Raw genomic sequence first — 20,108 nt, 5'->3', positions numbered from 1 at the left:
CGGCGGACCGTGCGACCCGCTCTGCTCCTTGGCTCCCTCCTGCTGTCGCTGTCCCATTCCGCCGAAGCCACCGAGCCCGCCCGGACGACGACCCAGGTCCTCAAGGCGGCGCGGCTCTTCGATGCGAAGACGGGGAAGATCGTCAGCCCGGGCGTGGTGGTGGTGGCGGAGGGGAAGGTGGTGGGCGTGGGCCCGAAGGCGCCCGTGCCGGAAGGCGCGACGGTCGTGGACCTGGGCGACGCCACGCTCCTGCCGGGCTTCATGGACGCGCACACGCACCTGAGCGCGGAGCCCGGGCCCGATTGGCGCAAGGACATCATCGACAACTTCCAGCGCACCATCCCCGAGCAGACGTTGAACACGCTGCCGCGGGCGCGTGCCACGCTGATGGCGGGGTTCACCACGGTGCGCAACCTGGGCTCGGAGGACTTCATCGACGTGGGCCTGCGCAACGCCATCGCGCGAGGCACCGTCGTGGGGCCCCGCATCCTGGCCGCGACGTCCGCCCTGAGCACCACGGGCGGCCACTGTGACCACGGAAACTCCTGGCGCAAGGGGCTGATGGCCCATGACGCCAGCCGAGGCGTGGCGGATGGCCCGGACGCGCTGCGCGCCCTCGTGCGAGAGAACCTCAAGTACGGCGCGGACGTCATCAAGGTGTGCGCCACGGGCGGCGTGCTGAGCCTCAACGGAGACGCGGACGCCCCGCAGTTCACCCAGGCGGAGCTGGACGCGGTGGTGGACGAAGCCCACTCGCGCCGGCGCAAGGTGGCCGCGCACGCGCACGGCGCGGAAGGGGCGAAGCGCGCCATCCGCGCGGGCGTGGACTCCATCGAGCACGGCACGTTGATGGACGACGAGGCGCTGGAGCTGATGAAGAGCAAGGGCACCTGGTACGTGCCCACAGTCCTGGCCTTCTACGGAGTGAAGGAGCTGGCGGACAAGGGCAGCCTGCCGCCGGCCACCGTCATCAAGCTGCGCGCCGTGAATGTGAGGCGAGAGCAGGTGATGCGCAAGGCGATCTCCCTGGGGGTGCGCATCGCGTTCGGCACGGACGCGGGCGTATTCGCCCATGGGCGCAACGCGGAGGAGTTCGGGCTGATGGTGGACGCCGGCCTGGCGCCCGCCGAGGCCCTGCGCACCGCCACCGTGAACGCGGCGGAGCTGCTCGGGGTGTCGGACCGGCTGGGGACGCTGGAGCCGGGGAAGCTGGCGGACGTCGTCGCCGTGCCCGGCAACCCCCTCCAGGACATCCGCGTCACCCAGAAGGTCCTCTTCGTGATGAAGGAGGGCGTGATCCACCGCAACGACACGGCGCCCGGCGAGCCCGTGGCCACGACGCCTTAAGTCCTGGGGGTGAACCCAGCCAGGTCGTGGATGCCCAGGGCGCGCTCCAGCCGCGCGACCTCGTCGAGCGCCTTCTCGAAGCCATCGCTCCCGAGCAGGCGGTGTTCCTGTTCCTCGAAGCGATCTCCCAGCGCCTCGAAGTCCTTCGCCGCGAAGAGCGACCGGAAGGCGGGAAAGAGCACCGTGTCCTCACGCGCCGCGTGGGCCTGGTACATGCGGGTGAACTGCGTGAGCTGCTGGGCCACGCGCGAGCGGGAGTCCGGCTTCGATAGGGCGTCCGGGCTGTTCGCCGCCGCGAGGAAGCCCTGGGTCAGTGCGCGGCCGGCCGCGTGCTGCGCGAGGAGCACGTCGACGAGCGGTTTCTGCTGGCCGGCCTTGACCAGGGGTGGGAACACCTCGGTTTCCTCGAGCTTCTCGTGGTAGCCCTCGCCAAACCGGGCCATGAGGCCCGCGGCCTGGGAGAGCACCTCGGCAGGAGCGGTCTCCCCAGGGGTCCGCAGGCGCCGCGCGAGTTCGTCGTAGACCAGAAGGGTGCGCCGGATGACGCCGTGCTCGCGCATCAGGTCCTCGGTGGCGTTGACCGCCAGCGGCTTTCCCCGGGGCCTGGGCGCCGCGGAAAGGGCGGTCGCGGCGACGCCAAGGCTCCCCAACAGCACGGCGGACACGACGTCACGGCGACCGGGATTCCGCATGTGCGAACGGATCCCATGCCGCCCATCGCGCGCCAACACGACGGCGGGCAGGGACGCCGTCCAAAAGGAAACGGGGAAGTGGTCCCACGAATGCGCCCCTGGGACCCCAGAGGCTTAGTTTACATAACGCTTCTTATCAGACGTCATTGCCAGGGCATCCTGAAGGATTCCAGGTGCTTCCGGCGCTGTCCCCCGGCCTTCGTGGACGTCCGCGCAACCGGCCCGGCGGGCTCTCAGGCTCGTGATCTCGGGCTTCCCGAGTCCGTGTCTGGCACATACGTTGCCGCCCCATGCGTCTCCTCCGACGAACCGGACTCGCCGCGCTCTGCGGCCTCACCGCGGCCCTGCTCACGGGCTGCCCCGACAAGACGCCCCAGGCCACCGCGGACGGCGGTCCCGCCAGGGCCACGGCGACCCCGGACGCGGCCCCCGAGGCCGTGGCCTTCACGCTCCAGTACCAGGCTCCGGACGCCGGGCTCGCGCTCATCCCGCTGTCCCTGGAGGAAAAACCCCTGGTGGAGTCCACCTCGGACCTGGAGCTGCGCAGCACGCTGCCCCTGCGCAACTACCGCGTCCGGCTGATGGACGAAGCCGACCGGGCCATGGTCTCCGACGACTCCGTGACCGAGTCCGACGACGGCCTCGTCTACCGCATCCACCTGCCGCAGCCGCTCAAGACCGGCTACTCGTACACGCTGGTCGTGGACGCCCAAACAGGCACGGCGTTCCAGGACTCGCGCGGCCGCGACGTGGACGACCTCCGGGCCGCGTTCCAGATCGCCGGCGACAAGGAAAAGCCAAAGCCGCCGGCGGCGCCCGCCAAGGGCGGCAAAAAGAAGCACAAGTAGCCGTCATTCCTCGGTCTGCGACTGCCCCGGCGCCTGATCCGGCAACGGTTCGGGCGTCGCGGGCGCCGGGGTCGGCAGGTTCAGCGCCGTCCGGACCTCCCGAAGCTTCGCCTGGATGAGCCGCATGTTCCCGGGCCCCATCCGCAGCAAGTGCTTCTGGGCCTTGCTCAGCGCCTCCAGCTCCGGCGCCGCGTAGACATAGAGCGCGCCCTTGGACTCCACCTCGACAGGCCCCCGCGGCACCGGCACCACCAACAGGTGCTGGATGGCCCGACCGAAGGCCGTCTCGAAGCGCTGTCCCGGCGGCGCGATCTCCCCGTAGGCCTGATCGACGAGCGGCTTCAGCTCCCGGTACACCATCGCCGCGCCGGACACGTCCAGCGAGCCCAGCACCCGGGCCACCACGTCGTAGCGCGCGTAGCTCAGCGGAGCGATCTCCGACCGCCCGTTCGCGGCCGCCTCGCCCACCTGGAACGCCCCCACGGGGGCCATGAACAGCAGCGAGGCCCGGGGGCTCTCGCCGTCGGCGATGTTGCTCACGGACGCGGTGAACCGGCGCGCCAGGTCACGCTCCTGGAGCCATCGCGCCAGCTCCGGGTCCACCGACAGCTTGCCCACCACGTCCCGGACCCGGCTGTCGCTCTCCGCCAGTGGCACCTCCGGCGGTGCCGCCTCCACGCCCGCGTCCACCACCGGGGCCGCCGCCACGGGCTCCGGTTCGGATTGGCGCTTCAGGCCGAAATACGAAGCCGCCAACGCCACGACCATCAACGCGACCAGAATGCCCAGCACCTTGCCGCGCGAAGGCGTCTTTGGCGGCTCGGCCTCCGGCGGCGGTGGGACTCCTCCAGGGGGCGCGTTCACGAAGTTTGGATCACTCATGGTCCCGGACCTTACAGACAGCCTTCCAGGCCATTCCACGCGGCCCTGAACAATCCCCAGGGACTCTGTTCACAGGACGGTGGCGGGCTCGGACACGGCCGAAAGGACTTCGTCGGGCAGGCGCCAGAGCTGGCCATCCTCGGGCGAAAGGATGAAGCCACCGGGCAGCAGGTGCACCGACGTCACGGTCTCCGTGGACAGCGGCAGCTCCCACGCGCACACGGGCCGCAGCGTCACGGGGTCCAGCTGAAGCAGGTACCACTCCCCCGCCGCCAACAGGTCCTCCACCGCCACCAGCACCGCCCCTGCCGTCACCAACCCGGAGTACCCCGTGGCGAGCGTTCCCTGTTCCGGCAGCAGGAACTCGGCCGCCTGCGTCCCCTCCGGGTACGTCCAGCGCCGCACCCAGGTGCCACCCACGCCGATGAACCCCGAGCCGTCCGGCACGAAGCCCGCCGGATAGAACGGCGCGTCCACGGACGCCACCACCGCGCCCCGGATCAGCCCCGCCGGGCCGCGCTCCACCAGCGTGAGCCAGGTGCCGTCCTGCCCCCGGCTCACCGACACGCCCATCACCGGCAGGCGCGGGTGCGGCATCCATTCATGCAGGCCATCCAGGTCGTCCTCGCCCAGCGGGGGCGCGTCGAGCCCCGTCTCCATCCCCGCGACGTCCGACAGCGTCCGGGCGTCCACCACCCGCACGGACGCCCTTCCGTCCACCACGTCACTCGTCCACAACCCCTGACCGGTAACATCGAAGCCCAGCGCCTGCGTGGGCCGTGTCCAGGTGCGCGCCGTCGTGCCCACCGAGTCCGCGTCCGGCCCCAGGCCCATCATCTCAATCCACCCTGGCCCGAGCACCGCCACGCCCTGGAGCGACGGATGCAGCGCGACCAGCTGCGCCGTCCGGGGCAGCTCCAGCGAACGCTCGGGAGGCCACGCGTCCCCGGCCCCCAGCACCGCGAGCCGTCGCGCGCCCAGGGCCAATCCCAGGGCCTCGCCCGTGGGGCTCAGGATGAAGCCATCCCCGGCCCAGTCCGCGTCCGTCACCGGCAGGGCCGTGAGCCGGGTGAGCGCCACGCGACGGCTGGGAATGCCCCAGGGGGCGCCGGGCCGCGGCCGGCCGACCCAGGGGACCACCTGGCCGCTCAGGAATCCTGCTCCATGGCCCGCACGCGCGCGAGCGTGTCCACGTCGCGCTCGGTGGGGCCCAGTTCCAACAGCAGTCGGCTCACGTCGTACAAGAGATCCCCGCGCTCGAAGACCTTCAGCCGGGGGACGTCCAGATTCAGGTCGTCCGCGCCCTTGTTGTAGGACAGGTCCATCAGTGACCGCAGCTGGAACGAGTCGTAGAGGTTGTACTCCACCAGGTAGCGCAAGGCCTCCACGTCGCCGCGCCGCAGGTACGCGCGCCACAGCAGCACCGCGTCGTAGCCGTTGACGCCCTTCAGGTGCGGCGGCCGGCCCACGCCCAGCTTGTCTTCAATCTCCTTCAGGCCGCCGCCCATCCCCAGCCGCCGCGTGACGAAGCGCAGATCGATGTGCGCCTCCGGCACCGGGAAGCGCTTCGCGCCGAAGTACTCCTTCAGCACCGGCACGTCGAAGCACGAACCGTTGAACGTCACCCACAACCGCCGCGCCGCCATGGCCTCCGGCAGCGCGTCCATGTTCCGGCCCTGGATGAAGACGTGCAGCCCCGCGGCGTCGAACAGGCTCACCACCGTGGGCACCTGCGTCTGGCTGCCGTCCGTCTCGATGTCGAAGTAGACGGCGTCCTCCTGGAACTCCGGGAACAGGCGCCAGTGCTCGCGCGGCGGCACCAGGCGGGCCAGCTCCTTCAGGTCCTTCCGGGCCAGGGCTTCGCGGGCCTCCGCGATGCGCTGGCGGGCCACCGCGTCCGCCTTGCGGCTGATGACGATGCCGCCGTCCGGGAAGTCATCCCAGGTCCGGATGCCCTTGGACCACAGGTCCTTCTCGCGCCACGGCCCCACGCCCGGGATGTGCTGGAACGTGTGCTGAAGCATCAATCGAGCGCACCCAGCCTTCCCGCCAGCAGATCATCCAGGAGCGGCACGTCCGCCTCGCAGAACGGCAGCGCCTGCATCTGCGTGGGCGTGTGGAACGCCAGCTGATGCGCGCCCAGGGGCTTCGGCTCACCCGACACCAGCGTGGCCGCGTACAGGATGAGCTCCACCGTGAGGTCCGGGTACGTGTGCCGCCCTTCCCACAGGCGCCGGCCCACGGACAGCTCCACGTCCAGCTCCTCGCGGCACTCGCGCGCCAGGGCGGCCTCGTCCGTCTCGCCGGCCTCCACCTTGCCGCCGGGGAACTCCCAGAGCAGCGCCCGGCTTCCGCCAGGAAGGCGCTGCTGCACCAGGTACCGCGGCCCGCCGTCTTCCGGACCGGGCCGGGGAATCAGCGCCGCCACCACCCGCACCGTCCGGGGCACGGCGCGCGTCACCCGCGCGGCCCCAGCTTCACCTTGTTCATGTCCAGCGAGTACAGGTACGCGTTGTTCGACAGCACGTACACCCGCGAGCCCACGACGAACGGCGGCGCGGAGACACCCACGCCGGGGTTCCACGACATGCGCGTCTTGCCCGTCGTCGGGTCCACGAACAGCAACGCGCGCTCGTTGGGGATCAGCAGCATTCCCCGAGCCAACACCGGAGCCAGCGCCGTCCTATCCTTGAGGCGAAGCGACCAGATGAGCTTCCCTGTCTCCCCCAGGTAGGCGTCCACGCGGCCGTCGCCGCTGGCGAACACCACCTCACCCCGCGAGAGCAGCGACGTCAGGCCGCCCACGCTGGTGTTCCAGATGACAGCGCCCGAGTCCGCCTCCAGCGCGTACAGGCCGTTCTTGTACGAGGCCACGTAGAGCCGCCCCGCCGAATCGATGGCCGGAGTGGTGTCCACGTCCAGGAACTCCGTCCCGGTGCCCGACAGCGCCTTCTCCCAGACGACGCCGCCGTCATCTACCTTGAGGGCGACGACGAAGCCGTCGGAGAAGCCGATGTACGCGGTGCCCTGGTCCACCCTCGGCGCGGACGCGCCCCGGATGGTGAAGCCCGACGGCGGATCGCGGCGGTACTGCCACACCCACGTGCCGTCCGTCGCCTTCACCGCGAACACCGTGTCGGTGTCCGTGGCCACCAGGATCAGCCCGTCCGCCAGCACGGGCACCGTGGCCAGGGACTCGTTCGTGGCGTACTTCCACTTCACCGCGCCGGTGCGGCCGTCCAGTGCATACAGGACGCCGTCGCCGCCGGGCGCGTAGATGACGCCCTCGCTGGCCATGGCCCCCGCGAGCGCCCGGGCGCCGGTGCGCAAGGACCAGCGCTCCTGGCCGTCCGGGCCCACCGCGTGGATGAAGCCGTCGCGCGTCTGCGCGATGACGTTCTTGCTCTCCGGGTCGTACACCGGGGAGGCGGGCTCACGCGGCGAGTACTCCAGCAGCGGAACCTTCTCCACCAGCCCCGTCCACCAATCCACGTGGAAGTAGTCCACCGGCGGCTGCCGGGGCGCCGCGGGCAGCTCCGGGTTGCCGTACAGCGGCACCCGCGCGCACCCGGCCAGGAGTCCCACCCCGGCCACCATTCCCACCCACCGCTTCCACCGAGAGAGCCGCATGGTCATGAGCGCCGTATCGCTACCCCGCGTCCGTTTCCGTCGTCGCGGCCGGCGGCGGTGCCGGCGTGGGAATCTTCACGCCTTCCGCGGCCAGGACCGCCATGCGCTCGGTGGCCTGGCGGGCCGCGGCGCTGTTCGGGTGGTCGGTGGGAATCTTCGACAGCACCTGCGCCGCCTCGTCCTTCTTGCCCTGAAGGATGAGCATGCGGGCCTTGTGGTACTGCCCCATGCCGACCAGGTACTCGCCCGAGTCCGCCTTCTCCATCTGCTCGAAGGAGGTGATGGCGTTGGCGTAGTCGCCCTTGGCCTCGTAGGCGTAGCCCTGGCCCTCCAGGGCGCTCGCGCGCAGGGCATCGTTCTCCGGTGAACCCTGGAGGAACGCCCCCAGGGACGCCAGCGCGTCGTCGTACTTGCCCAGGCGGAACTCCGCCTTGGCCTGCGGCAGGGCCGCCGTGGTCGCCGCGCGGGTGCCCGGGTGCTCCTTGCGGAAGCCGGACAGCTGCTTGACGACCTCCTCATCACGGGCAGCCACCGTCGGGAACGGCGTCTCCGTGGAGGTGGGGTCCGCCGGGTCCACGCCCGTCACGGGGCGGTCCAGGACGGTGAGGGCCTGCCCCAGTTGCATGGAGGCCGTCTCCTCGCCGCGCTTGGAGACTTCGCTGCCAATGGCGAAGCCCACCGCGCCCAGCACCAGGACGCCGGCGCCAATGGCGAGGAACTTCTGGCGCTGCATCAGCCAGTCGCGCGCGTCCGCCCCCACCTTCTGGAAGGCGTCCGGCTGACGAAGCTCCTGCTGGCGAATCTTCTCGGTCTTCTGCTGGGCCACGATGAAGGGACCTCTCTCCGGCTTCGACGGTGCTCTTCGCTCTGGGAAAGCGGCGCACTGTAAAGAGCGCCCGCTGGGAGTGTCAACGCGCGAGCGCGGGTCAGTCGCGCTCTCGCCCTGCCCGCTTCCCACCCTTGCCGCCCTTGGCCGCCAGGTGCGGGTTCTTGCGGGCCTCGCGCTTGGCCTTGCCTGGACGCTCGCGGAAGAGCAGGCGGATGGGGACCCGCAAATCGAACGTCTTGCGGATCTGGTTGGTGATGTAGCGCTTGTACATGTCCGGAACGCCTTCCGGGGCATTGCAGGTGAGCGCGAACGTCGGCGGCGCCGCCGTCACCTGGGCGATGTAGTACAGGCGGAGCGGCTTGCCCTTCACGATGGGTGCCGGGTTGTTGTCCACCATGTAATCCAGCAGCCGGTTGAGCTGCGGCGTGGGCGCCCGGAACCGGAACTGCTTGGCCAGCTCCACCGCCACGTCCACCACCTTCTCCACCTTGGAGCCGTGCAGGGCGGACGTGAAGATGACCGGCGCGTAGCCCACGAACTTGAGCGCGAGCTTGAGGTCGTCGCGGAAGGCCTCCTGGCGGCGCTTGTCCTCCGCGATGAGGTCCCACTTGTTCACCACGATGACCAGCGCGCGGCCCCGGTCCATGGACAGGCCCGCGAGCTTCGCGTCCTGATCCACCGCGGGCTCCGTGGCGTCCATCAGCAGCACCGCCACGTCGCTGCGCTCCAGCACCTTGAGCGCGGCGATGACGGAGTACTGCTCCACCTGGTGCGCGATGGTCTTCTTGCGCCGGATGCCCGCGGTGTCCGTGAGGATGAGCTGCTGGCCCTTGTACGTCACCTCGGAGTCGATGGGGTCGCGCGTGGTGCCCGCGATGTCGCTCGTGACGACGCGCTTCTCCTTCAGGATGGCGTTGACCAGCGTGCTCTTGCCCACGTTGGGCCGGCCGATGATGGCCACGCGGATCTTCCCGTCGTCCGGCGGCGCCTCCGCGTCCTCGCCCTCCACCTTCGCGGGCAGCTTGCCCACGACGGAGTCCATCAGGCTGCCCATGCCCAGGTTGTGCTCCGCGGACATGGCGTTCACGTCGCCCAGGCCCAGGCGGAAGAACTCGCCCGCCAGCGACTGCATCTGCCCGGACTCGTTGTCCAGCTTGTTGGCGGCGACCACGACGGGCTTGCCCGCCTTGCGCAGGTAGTTGGCGACGGCCTCGTCCGCGGTCGTCATCCCCGCGCGGGCGTCCACGACGAAGATGATGACGTCGCACTCCTCCACCGCGAACTGCGCCTGCTCGCGCACCTGCTTGAGCAGCGAGTCCTTCTCACCGGGGACGAAGCCGCCGGTGTCGATGAGCGTGAAGGCGCGCCCCTCCCACTCCGCGTCCGCGTAGTGCCGGTCGCGGGTGACGCCCGGCTCGTCCTCCACGAGCGCGATGCGGCGGCCCACCAGGCGGTTGAACAGCGTGCTCTTGCCCACGTTGGGGCGACCGACAATGGCGACCAGCGGCTTCATGGAGTCTCTTTCGACAGCGACGACGACTTCTGCGGCGACGACTTCGGCTTCAGCGACGACGGCGACATCACTCGTACCCCAGCTTGCGCAGGCCCGCGGCGCGCTCGCTCCAGCGGGCCTCCACGCGCACGCGCAGGTCCAGGTACACGTGCGCGCCCAGCAGGCGCTGCACCGACTTGCGCGCGTCCGTGCCAATCAGCTTCAGCATCTGCCCCTGCTTGCCAATCAGGATGGCCTTCTGGCTGTCGCGCTCCACGTAGATGGAGGCCGCGATGCGGATGAGGCCGCCCAGCTGGCCCGGGGGCGTGCCGGGGCGCGGCTCGCGCTCGGATTCGTCGAACACGTCCACCAGCACCGCGGTGGAGTACGGAATCTCCTGCCGGCAGTGCCGGAGCACCTGCTCGCGGATGTACTCCGCCACCAGCACGCGCTCCTGCTGGTCCGTGAGCATGTCCTCCGCGAAGAGGGGCTCGCCCTCCTGCATGTGGCCCAGCACCACCTGGAACAGGTGCTCCACGCCGTCCTTCTCCCGCGCGGAGATGGGCACCACCTCCGCGAAGGGGAACTCCTGGCCATAGAGCGCGATGAGCGGCAGCAGCTTCGACTTGGGGATGGAGTCGATCTTGTTGATGACCAGGAAGGTGGGCTTGCCCACCTTCTGCAGCCGCTCGAGGATGTCGCGGTTGCCCGGCGTCACCTCCAGCGTCTCGCCCTGGGGTGGCTCGATGAGGAAGAGGACCAGGTCCACCTCCTCGGCCGCGGAGATGGCGGCCTCCACCATGTAGCGGTTGAGCTCCCCCTTGGCCTGGTGGATGCCGGGGGTGTCGATGAACGCCACCTGCCCCTCCGGGCGCGTGACGACGCCCAGGATGCGGTTGCGGGTGGTCTGCGGCTTGGGCGAGACGATGGCGATCTTCTCGCCCGTGAGCGCGTTGAGCAGCGTGCTCTTGCCCACGTTGGGCCGGCCGATGAGCGCGGCGAAGCCAGCGCGAGGGGTCTTCTTCTGGGACTGGGAGGCCATACTTCCGGAGATGATCAGTGGGCCTTCCGACCGCGGAAGGAAGGCCCCGGGGAAACCACTGGAACCGCTGGGAACGGCGGCGGACGGCGGCGGACGGCGGCGGACGGCTTAGGACGGCCGCGCCGTGGAGAGGGTCAACGTCTGGATGCGCACGTCCCGGCGCGGACGGTCGTTCGAGTCCTTGGGAAGCTCATTGGCGATGCGGTCCACCACGTCCTGCCCCGCCACCACCTCGCCGAAGATGGTGTACCGGTTGTCCAGGTGGGGCTGTGGTGCCGCGGTGATGAAGAACTGACTGCCATTGGTGTTGGGGCCCGTGTTGCCCATGGCCAACACGCCCTTCTTGTCGAAACGCCGGCCGCCCTGGAACTCATCCTCGAAACGGAAGCCCGGCCCACCGTTGCCCCGGCTGGTCGGATCCCCGCCCTGGATCATGAAGTCCTTGATGCAGCGGAAGAAGAGCGTGCCGTCGTAGAGCGGGCGGCCGTGCATGGTCTCGCTGGTGATGGGGTGCTTCCAGTCCTTCTCCCCGCTGGCCAGCCCCACGAAGTTCTCCACCGTCCTCGGAGACTCCTGGGAGAACAGGCGCACCACGATGCGCCCCTCGGTGGTGTCGAAGGTGCCGTACAGCTCCACGCCCGCGCGGGCCTGCTCCATGAAGCTCATTGGGCGGGACTCGGGGTGGCGGTGGCCTTGGGCCTGGCGGCGGCCGCCTGCTTGGGGGCCTTGTCGCTCAGCGTGACGGAGGTGAGCACCACCGGCGTCTGGGGCCGATCCTGGGCGCTGCGGGGCACGCTGGCGATCTTCTCCACCACGTCGTAGCCGGTGACGACCTCGCCGAAGAGGGTGTGGCGGCCGGTGAGGTGCGCGGGCGTGGAGGTGGTGATGAAGAACTGGCTGCCGTTGGTGTTCGGCCCCGCGTTGGCCATGGCCAGCAGGCCCGGCTTGTCGAAGCTGCGGCCGCTCTGGAACTCGTCCTCGAAGCGGTAGCCCGGGTCGCCCATGCCGGTGCCGGTGGGGTCGCCGCCCTGGATCATGAAGCCCGGGATGACGCGGTGGAAGACGGTGCCCGCGTAGAGGGGCTTGCCCTTCACCGGCTCGCCGGTCTTCGGGTCGGTCCAGGTCTTCTCGCCCGTGGCGAGCCCGACGAAGTTCTCCACCGTCTTCGGGGCGTCCTTGGAGAAGAGCTTCACGGTGATGACGCCCTGGCTCGTCTTCAGGGTCGCGTAGACGTCCTTGCCGGCCTGGACCTTCTTCGTCCAGGGGCCCACTGCGGGCTCGGCGGCCAACGCCGCGACTGCGGCCAGCGCCACGGTGATACCGAGAAGACGGTGCATACGGGACGGCCTCCAGGGCAGGAAGGCGCGGACCCTACCCCCCACCCCCCTCCCCCTCCAAGGGCTTTCACGCCGGAGGGTCGTCTGGCGAAGTCCCTCCCACGGCCTCCGCCGGAGCCACCTCCGCCCCGGATTCCGGGGCTGGGGCCGCCCGAAGGCGCTCCAGGGTGGTGCGCGCGGCGGACTGCTCGGCCTCCTTCTTGTTCCGGCCGTTGGCCCGGGCGTACACGGTCTCCCCGATACACACCTCCACCTCGAAGACCTTGGAGTGCTCCGGGCCCGACTCCGCCACCACCCGGTAGCGCGGGGACAGCTTGAGCTTCTCGTGGGAGAGCTCCTGGAGGAGCGTCTTGTAGTCCAGGCGCCCCGCGCCCGAGGCCACCTCCTCCACCACCTCCCCGAAGCACCGGTCCACCAGCGCCAGGGCCGGCTCCAGGCCGCCGCTCAGGTACACCGCGCCCAGCACCGCCTCCAGCGCGTCCGCGAGGAGCGAGTTCTTGTCGCGGCCCCCGGACTGGGACTCGCCCCGGCCCAGCAGCAGCAGCTCGCCCAGGCGCAGGCCCCGGGCCACGCGGGCCAGGCCCTCCTCGTGGACGATGCGGGCGCGCATCTTGGTGAGCTCGCCCTCGGGGACACCGGGGCAGCGGTCCATCAGCCGGTGGGACACCGCCAGGTCCACCACCGCGTCGCCCAGGAACTCCAGGCGCTGGTTGTCCTTGAGGTTCTGGTCCCGGTTCTCGTTGACGTACGTCTTGTGCGTCAGGGCTTCCAGGGCGAGGTCTCGCTTGGAGAACTCCACTCCCAGGCGGGCCTCCAGGGCTTGCACCCGCTCGGCCAGGGTCATCTTCTCCACGCGGCTCACTCCTGGGGCGCGTCCGGGCCCACGAGGCGCACGGCCTCGGGAGCAACCTTCAACAGATCCGCCACCATCCGCACCACCCCGGGGAACTCATCCAGTTCGAAGCGGCCCGCCCACACCTTGCCCTGGGTGCCGGCGAGCAGGCCCCGGAAGGTCCGCCCCGCGATGCGCGCGGCGGCGAAGCGGTACACCCGCCCCTCCACCTGCAACTGCGCCAGCAGCTCCAGGCTGCTGCGCGGCGGCACCAGGGCCTGCGGGCCGAACTTCTCCACCACCTCCACGAAGCGCACCGGCTCCGAACCGGGCGCGCTCTGCGGGGTGCGCGCCACCGGCTCGCCCAGGAGCGCGGACAGGTAGCCCGTGAGCGCCGCCCGCTCGCGGAACTCCGACAGCTCGATGACGTGGCCCGCCGCGGTGATCAGCTCCTCCCCGTTGCGCCGGGCCTCCGCGACGCGGAAGTTGCCCTGCCGGTCCGCCACCAGCTTCACGACGAGCGGGCCCTCCTTCACCGTCGTGGCCAGCACCAGCGACTGCGGATCCACGTCCGCGGGCAGGCCCAGCAGCTGCAGCTCCTCCGAGCGGCGCTGCAGGTGGAAGACGTGGTCGCTGAAGGTGTCCAGCAGCAGCGCCTGCATCTCCTCCGCCGCGTCGATGGCGGAGAGCAGGATGGGCGTCATGCCCACCACCGCGGCGGGCGCGATGGGGATGAGCCGGTCGCCCAGGACCTGGAAGGACACTTCCGTGATGAAGTCCTTGGTGATGGGGTTCACCAGGGACGCGGCCTCCAGGTCCAGCATCACCTCGATGCCGGCGGCTTCCTCGCGGACCTGGAGCCCCAGCTCTCGCAGCCGAGCGGTATCCATCAGGCCCCTTTGAAGGTCTCGCGGGCGATGATGGTGCGCTGGATCTCGCTCGTGCCCTCTCCAATCTCACAGAGCTTGGCGTCGCGCAGGTAGCGCTCCACGGGGAACTCGCGCGTGTAGCCGTAGCCGCCGTGGATCTGCACGGCCTTGTTGCAGGCACGCATGGCCGCCTCGGAGGCGAAGAGCTTCGCCATGGAGGCCTCCTGCGAGTACGGCCTCCCCGCGTCCGCGAGCCGCGCCGCGCGGTGCACCAGCAGGCGCGCCGCCTCCAGGTCCGTCTTCATGTCCGCCATCATCCAGCGCAGGCCCTGGAACTCGCCAATGGGCTGGCCGAACGCGGTGCGGTCGCGCGAGTACGCCACCGACTCCTCCAGCGCCCCGCGCAGCAGCCCCACCGACAGCGCGCCAATGGTGATGCGGCCCTTGTCCAGGATCTTCAGCGTGTCGATGAAGCCGCGGTCCACCTCGCCCACGATGGCGTCGTCACCGACCTCCACGTTCTCCAGGATGAGCTCCGCGGTGTCCGACGAGCGCATGCCCAGCTTCCCGTGGATGGAGCGCTGGCTGAAGCCAGGGTGGCCCTTCTCCAGCACGAAGGCGGTGATGCCCTTCTGGCGCTTCTCCGGCGACGTGAGCGCGAGCACCACGAACACGTCACCCACCGTGCCCTGGGTGATGAACATCTTGGCGCCGTTGAGCACCCACTTGTCGCCCTTCCTCACGGCGGTGGTGCGCATGCCGGACGCGTCCGAACCGGATCCCGGCTCGGTGAGGCCCCACGCGCCCAGCCACTCGCCGGTGGCCAGCTTCGGCAGGTAGCGCTGGTGCTGCGCCTTGTTGCCGAACACGCGCACGTGGCTGGTGCCCAGGCCGTTGTGGCTGGCCACGGTCAGCGCGAGCGAGCCGTCGTAGCGGGCGATCTCCTCCACCGCCACCGCCACGGCGAGCGAGTCCATGCCCGCCCCCCCGTACTCCTCCGAGACGAGCATGCCCAGCACGCCCAGCTGGCCCAGCTCCCGCACCACCTCCAGGGGGAACTTCTCGTCCTTGTCCCACTCGCGGGCGTAGGGCTTCACGCGGCGTTCGCAGAATTCACGGAGGGAGGCCTGGAGGGCGCGGTGGCTGTCGGGGAGTTCGAAGTCCATGGTCGGGAGCGGAATCTAGCGTGGAATCAGGTGGGGGACTCTAGACGGGGTGGACGCCGTGCTTCTTTTCGGCGCGGGGCTGGAAGCAGTCGGCATACAGCGAATAACGCTGCATCAATTCCCCGCGGAGCGAATCGCCGGGCACCACCGCGTCGATGATGAGCTCGCTGGCCAGCTTGTAGATGTCCACGTCCTGCTTGTACTCGTCGCGGAGCTTCTGGACGAAGGCCGGCCGCTCGGCCTCCGGCAGCTCCTGGATCTTGTTGAAGTAGACGGCGTTCACCGCCGCCTCCGGGCCCATCACGGCGATCATCGCCTGGGGCAGCGCGAGCGTGGCCTCCGGGGCGAAGCCCGGGCCGCTCATGGCGTAGAGGCCGGCGCCGTACGCCTTGCGCACCACCACGCAGATACGCGGCACGCTGGCCTCCGACACGGCGGAGATCATCTTCGCGCCCGCGCGGATGATGCCCGCCCGCTCCACCTTGGTGCCGATCATGAAGCCCGGCACGTCCGACAGGTACAGGAGCGGGATGTTGAACGCATCGCACAGCCAGATGAACCGGGCCGCCTTGTCCGCGCTGTCCACGAACAGCACGCCGCCCTTGTACTTGGGCTGGTTGGCCACGATGCCCACCGTCCGGCCGCCCATGCGCGCCAGGCCGGTGATCAGCTCCTGCGCGAAGAGCTTCTTCACCTCGAACCAGCTGCCCTCGTCGATGAGCTCCGCGATGAGGGCGTGCATGTCGAAGGGCTTGTTCTGATCCGGCGGGACGATCTCATCCACGCGCTTGCCGCTGTGCTTGGGCGCCTTCACGTCCACGCGCGGGGGGGCCTGGGTGAAGTTCTCCGGGAAGAAGGCCAGGTACTGCTTCGCCGCGGCGATGGCCTCCTGCTCCGTCTTCACCAGCACGTCGCCCACGCCGGACACCGAGCAGTGCATCTTCGCGCCGCCCATCTCCTCCAGCGTGACCTTCTCGCCGATGACCATCTCCGCCATGCGCGGACTGCCCAGGTACATGGAGGCGTTGCCCTCCACCATGATGACCAGGTCGCAGAACGCGGGGATGTACGCGCCGCCGGCGGCGGACGGGCCGAAGAGCAGGCAGATCTGCGGGACGAAGCCCGACAGGTGGACCTCGTTGTAGAAGATGCGGCCCGCGCCCCGGCGGCCCGGGAACATCTCCACCTGGTCCGTGATGCGCGCGCCCGCGCTGTCCACCAGGTACATCAGCGGGCACCGGAGCGCCTTCGCCGTCTCCTGGATGCGCAGGATCTTCTCCACCGTGCGCGCGCCCCAGCTGCCCGCCTTCACCGTGGAGTCGTTGGCCATGATGGCCACGGCGCGGCCGGCGATGCGCGCCACGCCCGTGATGACGCCGTCGGACGGCAGCTCCGGATCCAGGTTGTTGGCGAGCTTGCCGTCCTCCACGAACGAGTCCGCGTCCACCAGCAGCCGGATGCGCTCCCGGGCGAAGAGCTTGCCGCTCTCCGCGTTCTTCGCGTGGTACTTGGGCGCACCGCCCTTCTCCACCTGGGCGATCGTCTCGAGCAGCTTCTGGTCGTAGGACATGGCCGCCGTCCCATACCAAGAAACCCCTGCCATGGCTGCCTTCTTGCCGTGCGAACCGCCAACCGTGCAGTCCAAAGGACGACGCATGAGGCCACGGCGCGGCGCATCGGGGGCTGGCACCGGGGGCTTCCCTGCCTACCTTCAGTGCTGCACGGGGGGTGTGCACCCAGGCGGGCCACGCTCGCCCCGTGAATCATCCGGCCCTGGAGGGACCCATGTTCAGGAAGAAGACGTGGCAGGCGAAGGCGTTGGCCAAGAGCAAGCTGTACCGCCAGTACGTGGCGCACCAGCTCCTGGACCAGATCCCCGAATACGCGGAGCTCGCTGGCAAGCGGGCCCGCAAGTCCTGGGACCGGTTCGACCCGGACGACGCGCTGCGCTATGTGGGCTTGAGGACGTATAAGCCGGTGCGCACGGGCCTGGGGGGGCTGGGTGCGTTCCTGCTGGGCGCCGCCGCGGGCAGCGTGGTGGCGCTGCTGCTGGCGCCGCGGCCGGGCACGGAGCTGCGCACCACCGTCAAGGACAAGGCGATGGGCTACATCAACAAGCAGGGCGTGAACATCGGCGGCGAGAAGACCGCCAGCGCCTGAGGACGGGCGGCGCGGGCGGCGGGCACCACGTCCGCCGCCTCACACAGAACGCATGAGCCAGGGGCCGCATGGTCCGCGGGCGACCGCGGGCCTGCCGCCCCTGTCGCTTTCGGGGGCCTCAGCGGCCCTTATAGACAGGGGGACGCTTCTCCGCGAAGGCGCGGAGCCCTTCCAACCGGTCCTCTGTCTTGAGCACCTCCTCGTACTTCTTGAGCTCCAGCGCGAGCGCGTCATCCAGCTCCAGGCCGGTGCCCTCGTCGATGGCGTGCTTCGCGGTGGCGACGGCCACGGGGGCGTTCTCCACCACCGCCTCGGCGAGCTGGAAGGCGACCTCCAGCAGGTGCCCTTCCGGGGCCAGGCGGTTGACCAGCCCGATGCTGAAGGCCTCCGCCGCGTTGACGCGCCGGGCGGTGAGGATGAGGTCCTTGGCGCGGCCCGGGCCGATGAGCCGGGCGAGCCGCTGGGTGCCGCCGCCGCCGGGGATGATGCCCAGCTTCACCTCCGTGAGGCCCAGCTCCGTGGCGGGCGAGGCGACGCGCAGGTCGCAGGACAGCGCCAGCTCCGTGCCGCCTCCAAAGGCCGCGCCGTTGATGGCGGCGATGAAGACACAGTCGCTCTTCTCGATGGCGCGGAACGTCTTGCGCAGGCCGTCCAGGAAGGCGCGCACCTCCGGCTCCGCCATGCCCGCGCGCTCCTTCAGGTCCGCGCCCGCGCAGAAGGCCTTGTCTCCCGCGCCGGTGAGGATGACGGCGCGCACCGCGCGGCTGGCGGAGACGCGGTCCACCAGCTGGCCCAGCTCCTGGAGCATCGCGCGGCTGATGGCGTTGCGGCGGCTCTCTCCGTCGATGGTCCAGATCTCGATGGCCCCGCGGGCGTCGACCTTGAACTCCGGCATCTTCGCTCCCCGTGTCGGGCCGCCCGGAGCGGCCCGCGTGAATGGCGCGCAGCCTGAAACCTGTTCCCCAGTCTGGCAAGCCGTAAACGGATAGGATTTCGCCCATGCCTTCGTGCCCTCCGACGAAACGCCCGTGGCGGTGGCTGCCGGGATTGCCCACCGTGTCCACGCTGCTGCTGCTCGCCCTGCCCCTGGTGGCCCTGGCGCGAGGCGGTGGCGGCGAGCACTACACGTCCGGGCGCGACCGGGGCGGCGGCGGAGGGGGGGGCGGTGGGGACGGCCTGCCCCTCTGGTTGCTCTTCGACCTTGTGCGGTTCATCTTCCTCTACCCCAAGGTCTCCATCCCGCTGCTCGTCATCGGCGGCGGGATCTACTGGCTCTACAGGCGGAACCTGCACCCGGACGCCACCACCCGGCGCGCGTTGGATCAACGCGAAGCGGAGGTGCGCACGGAGGTGTCCGGCCGCGACGTGCAGGGCTGGGTCAACGCGCTGAAGCTCAAGGACCCGTCGTTTGAACTGCAGCCCACGCTGGACAAGGTGCGCTGGCTCTTCCTGGAGCTGCAGCAGGCGTGGTTCCGCCGGGACATGACGCCGGTGCGCCCCTTCCTGTCGGACGCGACGTGGCAGCGCTTCAACGTGCAGCTCGCCCTGATGCAGGCGCAGGGCGTGCGGGACGCGCTCGCGGACATCCGGGTGCTGGACGTGCAGCTCATCGGCCTGCACCAGAGCAACTGGTACGACAGCATCCACGTGCGCGTGCGCGCCAGCATCCGGGACACGGACGTGGCCGCGGACCAGACGGACGCGCAGGCCATGGCCGCCGCGAGCCGCGTGGCGCCGGAGGCCTTCACGGAGGTGTGGACCTTCGTGCGCAAGCCCGGGGCCCAGACGCGCATTGGCGAGGACCTGTTCCAGGGCAAGTGCCCCAACTGCGGCGCCCCCTACAACGGAGGCGCGTCCAACACCTGCGAGTTCTGCAACGCGGTGGTGAACTCCGGCAACTACGACTGGACCCTGTCGGAGATCACGCAGGGCGTGGAGTACGTGCGGCACCACAAGCAGGTGGACGGCCTGCTGCAGGCCCGCGCGGAGGACCCCGCGCTCAACCTGGAGATGATGGAGGACCGCGCGTCGCTGCTGTTCTGGAAGTGGATCGACGCGCAGAGCCGCGATGAGACGGCGCGCCTGTCCAAGGTCGCGAACGCGGAGGCCCTCACGGCGCTGGGCGCGGAGCTGACGGAGCTGCGCAAGCGCGGCCGGCGCCGCGTCTTCCTGGAGTGCGCCGTGGGCGCGGTGGACGTGCGCGCGCTGGAGGTCCACCCGGAGTCCTTCGACGAGGCGCAGGTGGAGATCCGCTGGAGCGCCCGCATGGGCGTGGGCCCCGTCAATGAGCGCCCGCCCAGCCTGCCCACCGTGCCCCAGCGCTGGGTCTTCACGCTGCGGCGCCGCCACGGCGCCAAGACGAACACCGACACGGGCATGTCCACGGACCGCTGCCCGCAGTGCAACGCGCCCCTCACGAACAGCGCCGCCAACACCTGCGAGTTCTGCGGCACGGTGCTGGGCACCGGCGAGCGGGACTGGGTGCTCGCGTCCGCCCTCCCCTTCGAGTCCTGGAACGTCCACCACGCGCAGCGGCACTCCGCCAACGTGGCCCGCTACCAGCAGGCCCGGGACGAGGACCGGGGCGGCTTCGCTCCCCCGCCCACGGCGGGCGACGGCGACCACGTGATGACGGACGTGAAGGAGCGCGAGCGGCTGCTCTACATGATGGCGTCCATCGCCGCCGCCGACGGCGAGGTCTCCGCCGCCGAGCGCCGCCTGCTCAAGCTGTGCGCGGAGCGCTGGAGCGTGCCGTGGGCGAACGTGGAGATGGCGCTCAATGCCGGGCCCCAGCTCTTCGAGCGCCTCATGCCGCGCGGCAGCCCGGAGGCGGAGGTGTTCCTGCGGCACATCGTGGAGATGGCCCTGGTGGACGGCCGCATCGACCGCAAGGAGCGGCGGATGCTGGAGATCGCCGCCCAGCACCTGGGCCTGGAGTCGCGGCTGGCCGCGATGATCGGGGACCGCTAGTCACGCGGTCCC

At 70.3% G+C, this 20,108-nt stretch carries 20 protein-coding genes; 4 read left to right on the top strand and 16 right to left on the bottom strand.

Annotation, left to right across the window (positions count from 1 at the left end):
* Nucleotides 1-9 precede the first annotated feature (9 nt).
* A complete protein-coding gene (locus FOF48_RS21340; RefSeq protein WP_143904577.1) occupies nucleotides 10-1,347 on the top strand; it encodes an amidohydrolase family protein in 1,338 nt (445 codons plus the stop codon).
* Here the strand turns inward: FOF48_RS21340 and FOF48_RS21335 are convergent.
* Nucleotides 1,344-2,039, bottom strand: a complete 696-nt coding sequence (locus FOF48_RS21335) for a hemerythrin domain-containing protein (RefSeq protein ID WP_143904575.1) — start codon at nucleotides 2,037-2,039, stop codon at nucleotides 1,344-1,346. The genes FOF48_RS21340 and FOF48_RS21335 overlap by 4 nt on opposite strands.
* Before the next feature lie 290 nt (nucleotides 2,040-2,329).
* Here FOF48_RS21335 and FOF48_RS21330 point away from each other — a divergent pair, with 290 nt between their 5' ends.
* Nucleotides 2,330-2,887: a hypothetical protein gene (locus tag FOF48_RS21330; protein ID WP_143904573.1), complete on the top strand. Its 558-nt coding sequence runs from the start codon at nucleotides 2,330-2,332 to the stop codon at nucleotides 2,885-2,887.
* Between the two features lie 3 nt (nucleotides 2,888-2,890).
* Here the strand turns inward: FOF48_RS21330 and FOF48_RS21325 are convergent, their stop codons facing one another.
* From FOF48_RS21325 to FOF48_RS21260, 14 genes are all read right to left on the bottom strand, one after another.
* Nucleotides 2,891-3,769, bottom strand: a complete 879-nt coding sequence (locus FOF48_RS21325) for a DUF3014 domain-containing protein (RefSeq protein WP_143904571.1) — start codon at nucleotides 3,767-3,769, stop codon at nucleotides 2,891-2,893.
* Nucleotides 3,770-3,838: 69 nt separating this feature from the next.
* Nucleotides 3,839-4,909, bottom strand: a complete 1,071-nt coding sequence (locus tag FOF48_RS21320; RefSeq protein ID WP_143904569.1) for a hypothetical protein — start codon at nucleotides 4,907-4,909, stop codon at nucleotides 3,839-3,841.
* Between the two features lie 8 nt (nucleotides 4,910-4,917).
* On the bottom strand, nucleotides 4,918-5,793 hold the full coding sequence (locus tag FOF48_RS21315) for a ribonuclease H-like domain-containing protein (protein WP_143904793.1): 876 nt from the start codon (nucleotides 5,791-5,793) through the stop codon (nucleotides 4,918-4,920).
* Nucleotides 5,793-6,230, bottom strand: a complete 438-nt coding sequence (locus FOF48_RS21310) for a (deoxy)nucleoside triphosphate pyrophosphohydrolase (RefSeq protein WP_143904567.1) — start codon at nucleotides 6,228-6,230, stop codon at nucleotides 5,793-5,795. Before FOF48_RS21310 ends, FOF48_RS21315 begins: the two co-directional genes overlap by 1 nt.
* Nucleotides 6,227-7,405 (bottom strand): PQQ-binding-like beta-propeller repeat protein, encoded by a 1,179-nt coding sequence (locus tag FOF48_RS21305; RefSeq protein ID WP_143904565.1) that lies wholly within the window; start codon nucleotides 7,403-7,405, stop codon nucleotides 6,227-6,229. Before FOF48_RS21305 ends, FOF48_RS21310 begins: the two co-directional genes overlap by 4 nt.
* Before the next feature lie 13 nt (nucleotides 7,406-7,418).
* Nucleotides 7,419-8,228 carry a tol-pal system YbgF family protein gene (locus FOF48_RS21300; protein WP_370456601.1) on the bottom strand — a complete coding sequence of 270 codons (810 nt, stop codon included), beginning with the start codon at nucleotides 8,226-8,228 and terminating at the stop codon, nucleotides 7,419-7,421.
* A gap of 97 nt (nucleotides 8,229-8,325) precedes the next feature.
* Nucleotides 8,326-9,741, bottom strand: a complete 1,416-nt coding sequence (der, locus tag FOF48_RS21295; RefSeq protein WP_143904561.1) for a ribosome biogenesis GTPase Der — start codon at nucleotides 9,739-9,741, stop codon at nucleotides 8,326-8,328.
* A gap of 67 nt (nucleotides 9,742-9,808) precedes the next feature.
* A complete protein-coding gene (gene era / locus FOF48_RS21290) occupies nucleotides 9,809-10,762 on the bottom strand; it encodes a GTPase Era (protein WP_143904559.1) in 954 nt (317 codons plus the stop codon).
* Nucleotides 10,763-10,870: 108 nt separating this feature from the next.
* Nucleotides 10,871-11,428: a peptidylprolyl isomerase gene (locus FOF48_RS21285; protein ID WP_143904557.1), complete on the bottom strand. Its 558-nt coding sequence runs from the start codon at nucleotides 11,426-11,428 to the stop codon at nucleotides 10,871-10,873.
* Nucleotides 11,425-12,099, bottom strand: a complete 675-nt coding sequence (locus tag FOF48_RS21280; RefSeq protein ID WP_143904555.1) for a peptidylprolyl isomerase — start codon at nucleotides 12,097-12,099, stop codon at nucleotides 11,425-11,427. The genes FOF48_RS21285 and FOF48_RS21280 overlap by 4 nt, the downstream gene beginning before the upstream one ends.
* Before the next feature lie 67 nt (nucleotides 12,100-12,166).
* Nucleotides 12,167-12,943 carry a ribonuclease III gene (rnc, locus tag FOF48_RS21275; protein ID WP_186002021.1) on the bottom strand — a complete coding sequence of 259 codons (777 nt, stop codon included), beginning with the start codon at nucleotides 12,941-12,943 and terminating at the stop codon, nucleotides 12,167-12,169.
* Nucleotides 12,944-12,957: 14 nt separating this feature from the next.
* Nucleotides 12,958-13,821 (bottom strand): hypothetical protein, encoded by an 864-nt coding sequence (locus FOF48_RS21270; RefSeq protein ID WP_186002008.1) that lies wholly within the window; start codon nucleotides 13,819-13,821, stop codon nucleotides 12,958-12,960.
* On the bottom strand, nucleotides 13,821-14,966 hold the full coding sequence (locus FOF48_RS21265) for an acyl-CoA dehydrogenase family protein (RefSeq protein WP_143904550.1): 1,146 nt from the start codon (nucleotides 14,964-14,966) through the stop codon (nucleotides 13,821-13,823). Before FOF48_RS21265 ends, FOF48_RS21270 begins: the two co-directional genes overlap by 1 nt.
* Nucleotides 14,967-15,006: 40 nt before the next feature.
* Entirely contained in the window at nucleotides 15,007-16,536 is a 1,530-nt protein-coding gene (locus tag FOF48_RS21260; RefSeq protein WP_143904792.1) for an acyl-CoA carboxylase subunit beta, read from the bottom strand.
* 215 nt (nucleotides 16,537-16,751) lie between these two features.
* Here FOF48_RS21260 and FOF48_RS21255 point away from each other — a divergent pair, with 215 nt between their 5' ends.
* Nucleotides 16,752-17,126, top strand: coding sequence for a YtxH domain-containing protein (locus FOF48_RS21255; protein ID WP_143904548.1), 375 nt, complete (start codon nucleotides 16,752-16,754; stop codon nucleotides 17,124-17,126).
* Nucleotides 17,127-17,244: 118 nt separating this feature from the next.
* On the opposite strand, the gene FOF48_RS21250 is transcribed toward FOF48_RS21255, so the two are convergent.
* Nucleotides 17,245-18,021 carry an enoyl-CoA hydratase-related protein gene (locus FOF48_RS21250; RefSeq protein ID WP_143904546.1) on the bottom strand — a complete coding sequence of 259 codons (777 nt, stop codon included), beginning with the start codon at nucleotides 18,019-18,021 and terminating at the stop codon, nucleotides 17,245-17,247.
* 104 nt (nucleotides 18,022-18,125) lie between these two features.
* Between FOF48_RS21250 and FOF48_RS21245 the strand changes: the two genes are divergently transcribed.
* A complete protein-coding gene (locus FOF48_RS21245) occupies nucleotides 18,126-20,096 on the top strand; it encodes a TIM44-like domain-containing protein (RefSeq protein WP_143904544.1) in 1,971 nt (656 codons plus the stop codon).
* Nucleotides 20,097-20,108 lie beyond the last annotated feature (12 nt).

The organism is Corallococcus sp. Z5C101001 (genome assembly GCF_007352635.1).
In the GTDB taxonomy this organism is placed as follows: Bacteria; Myxococcota; Myxococcia; order Myxococcales; family Myxococcaceae; genus Corallococcus; species Corallococcus silvisoli.
The sequence above is the reverse complement of the archived record's forward strand: the minus strand, read 5'-3'. Positions and strand labels throughout refer to the sequence as shown.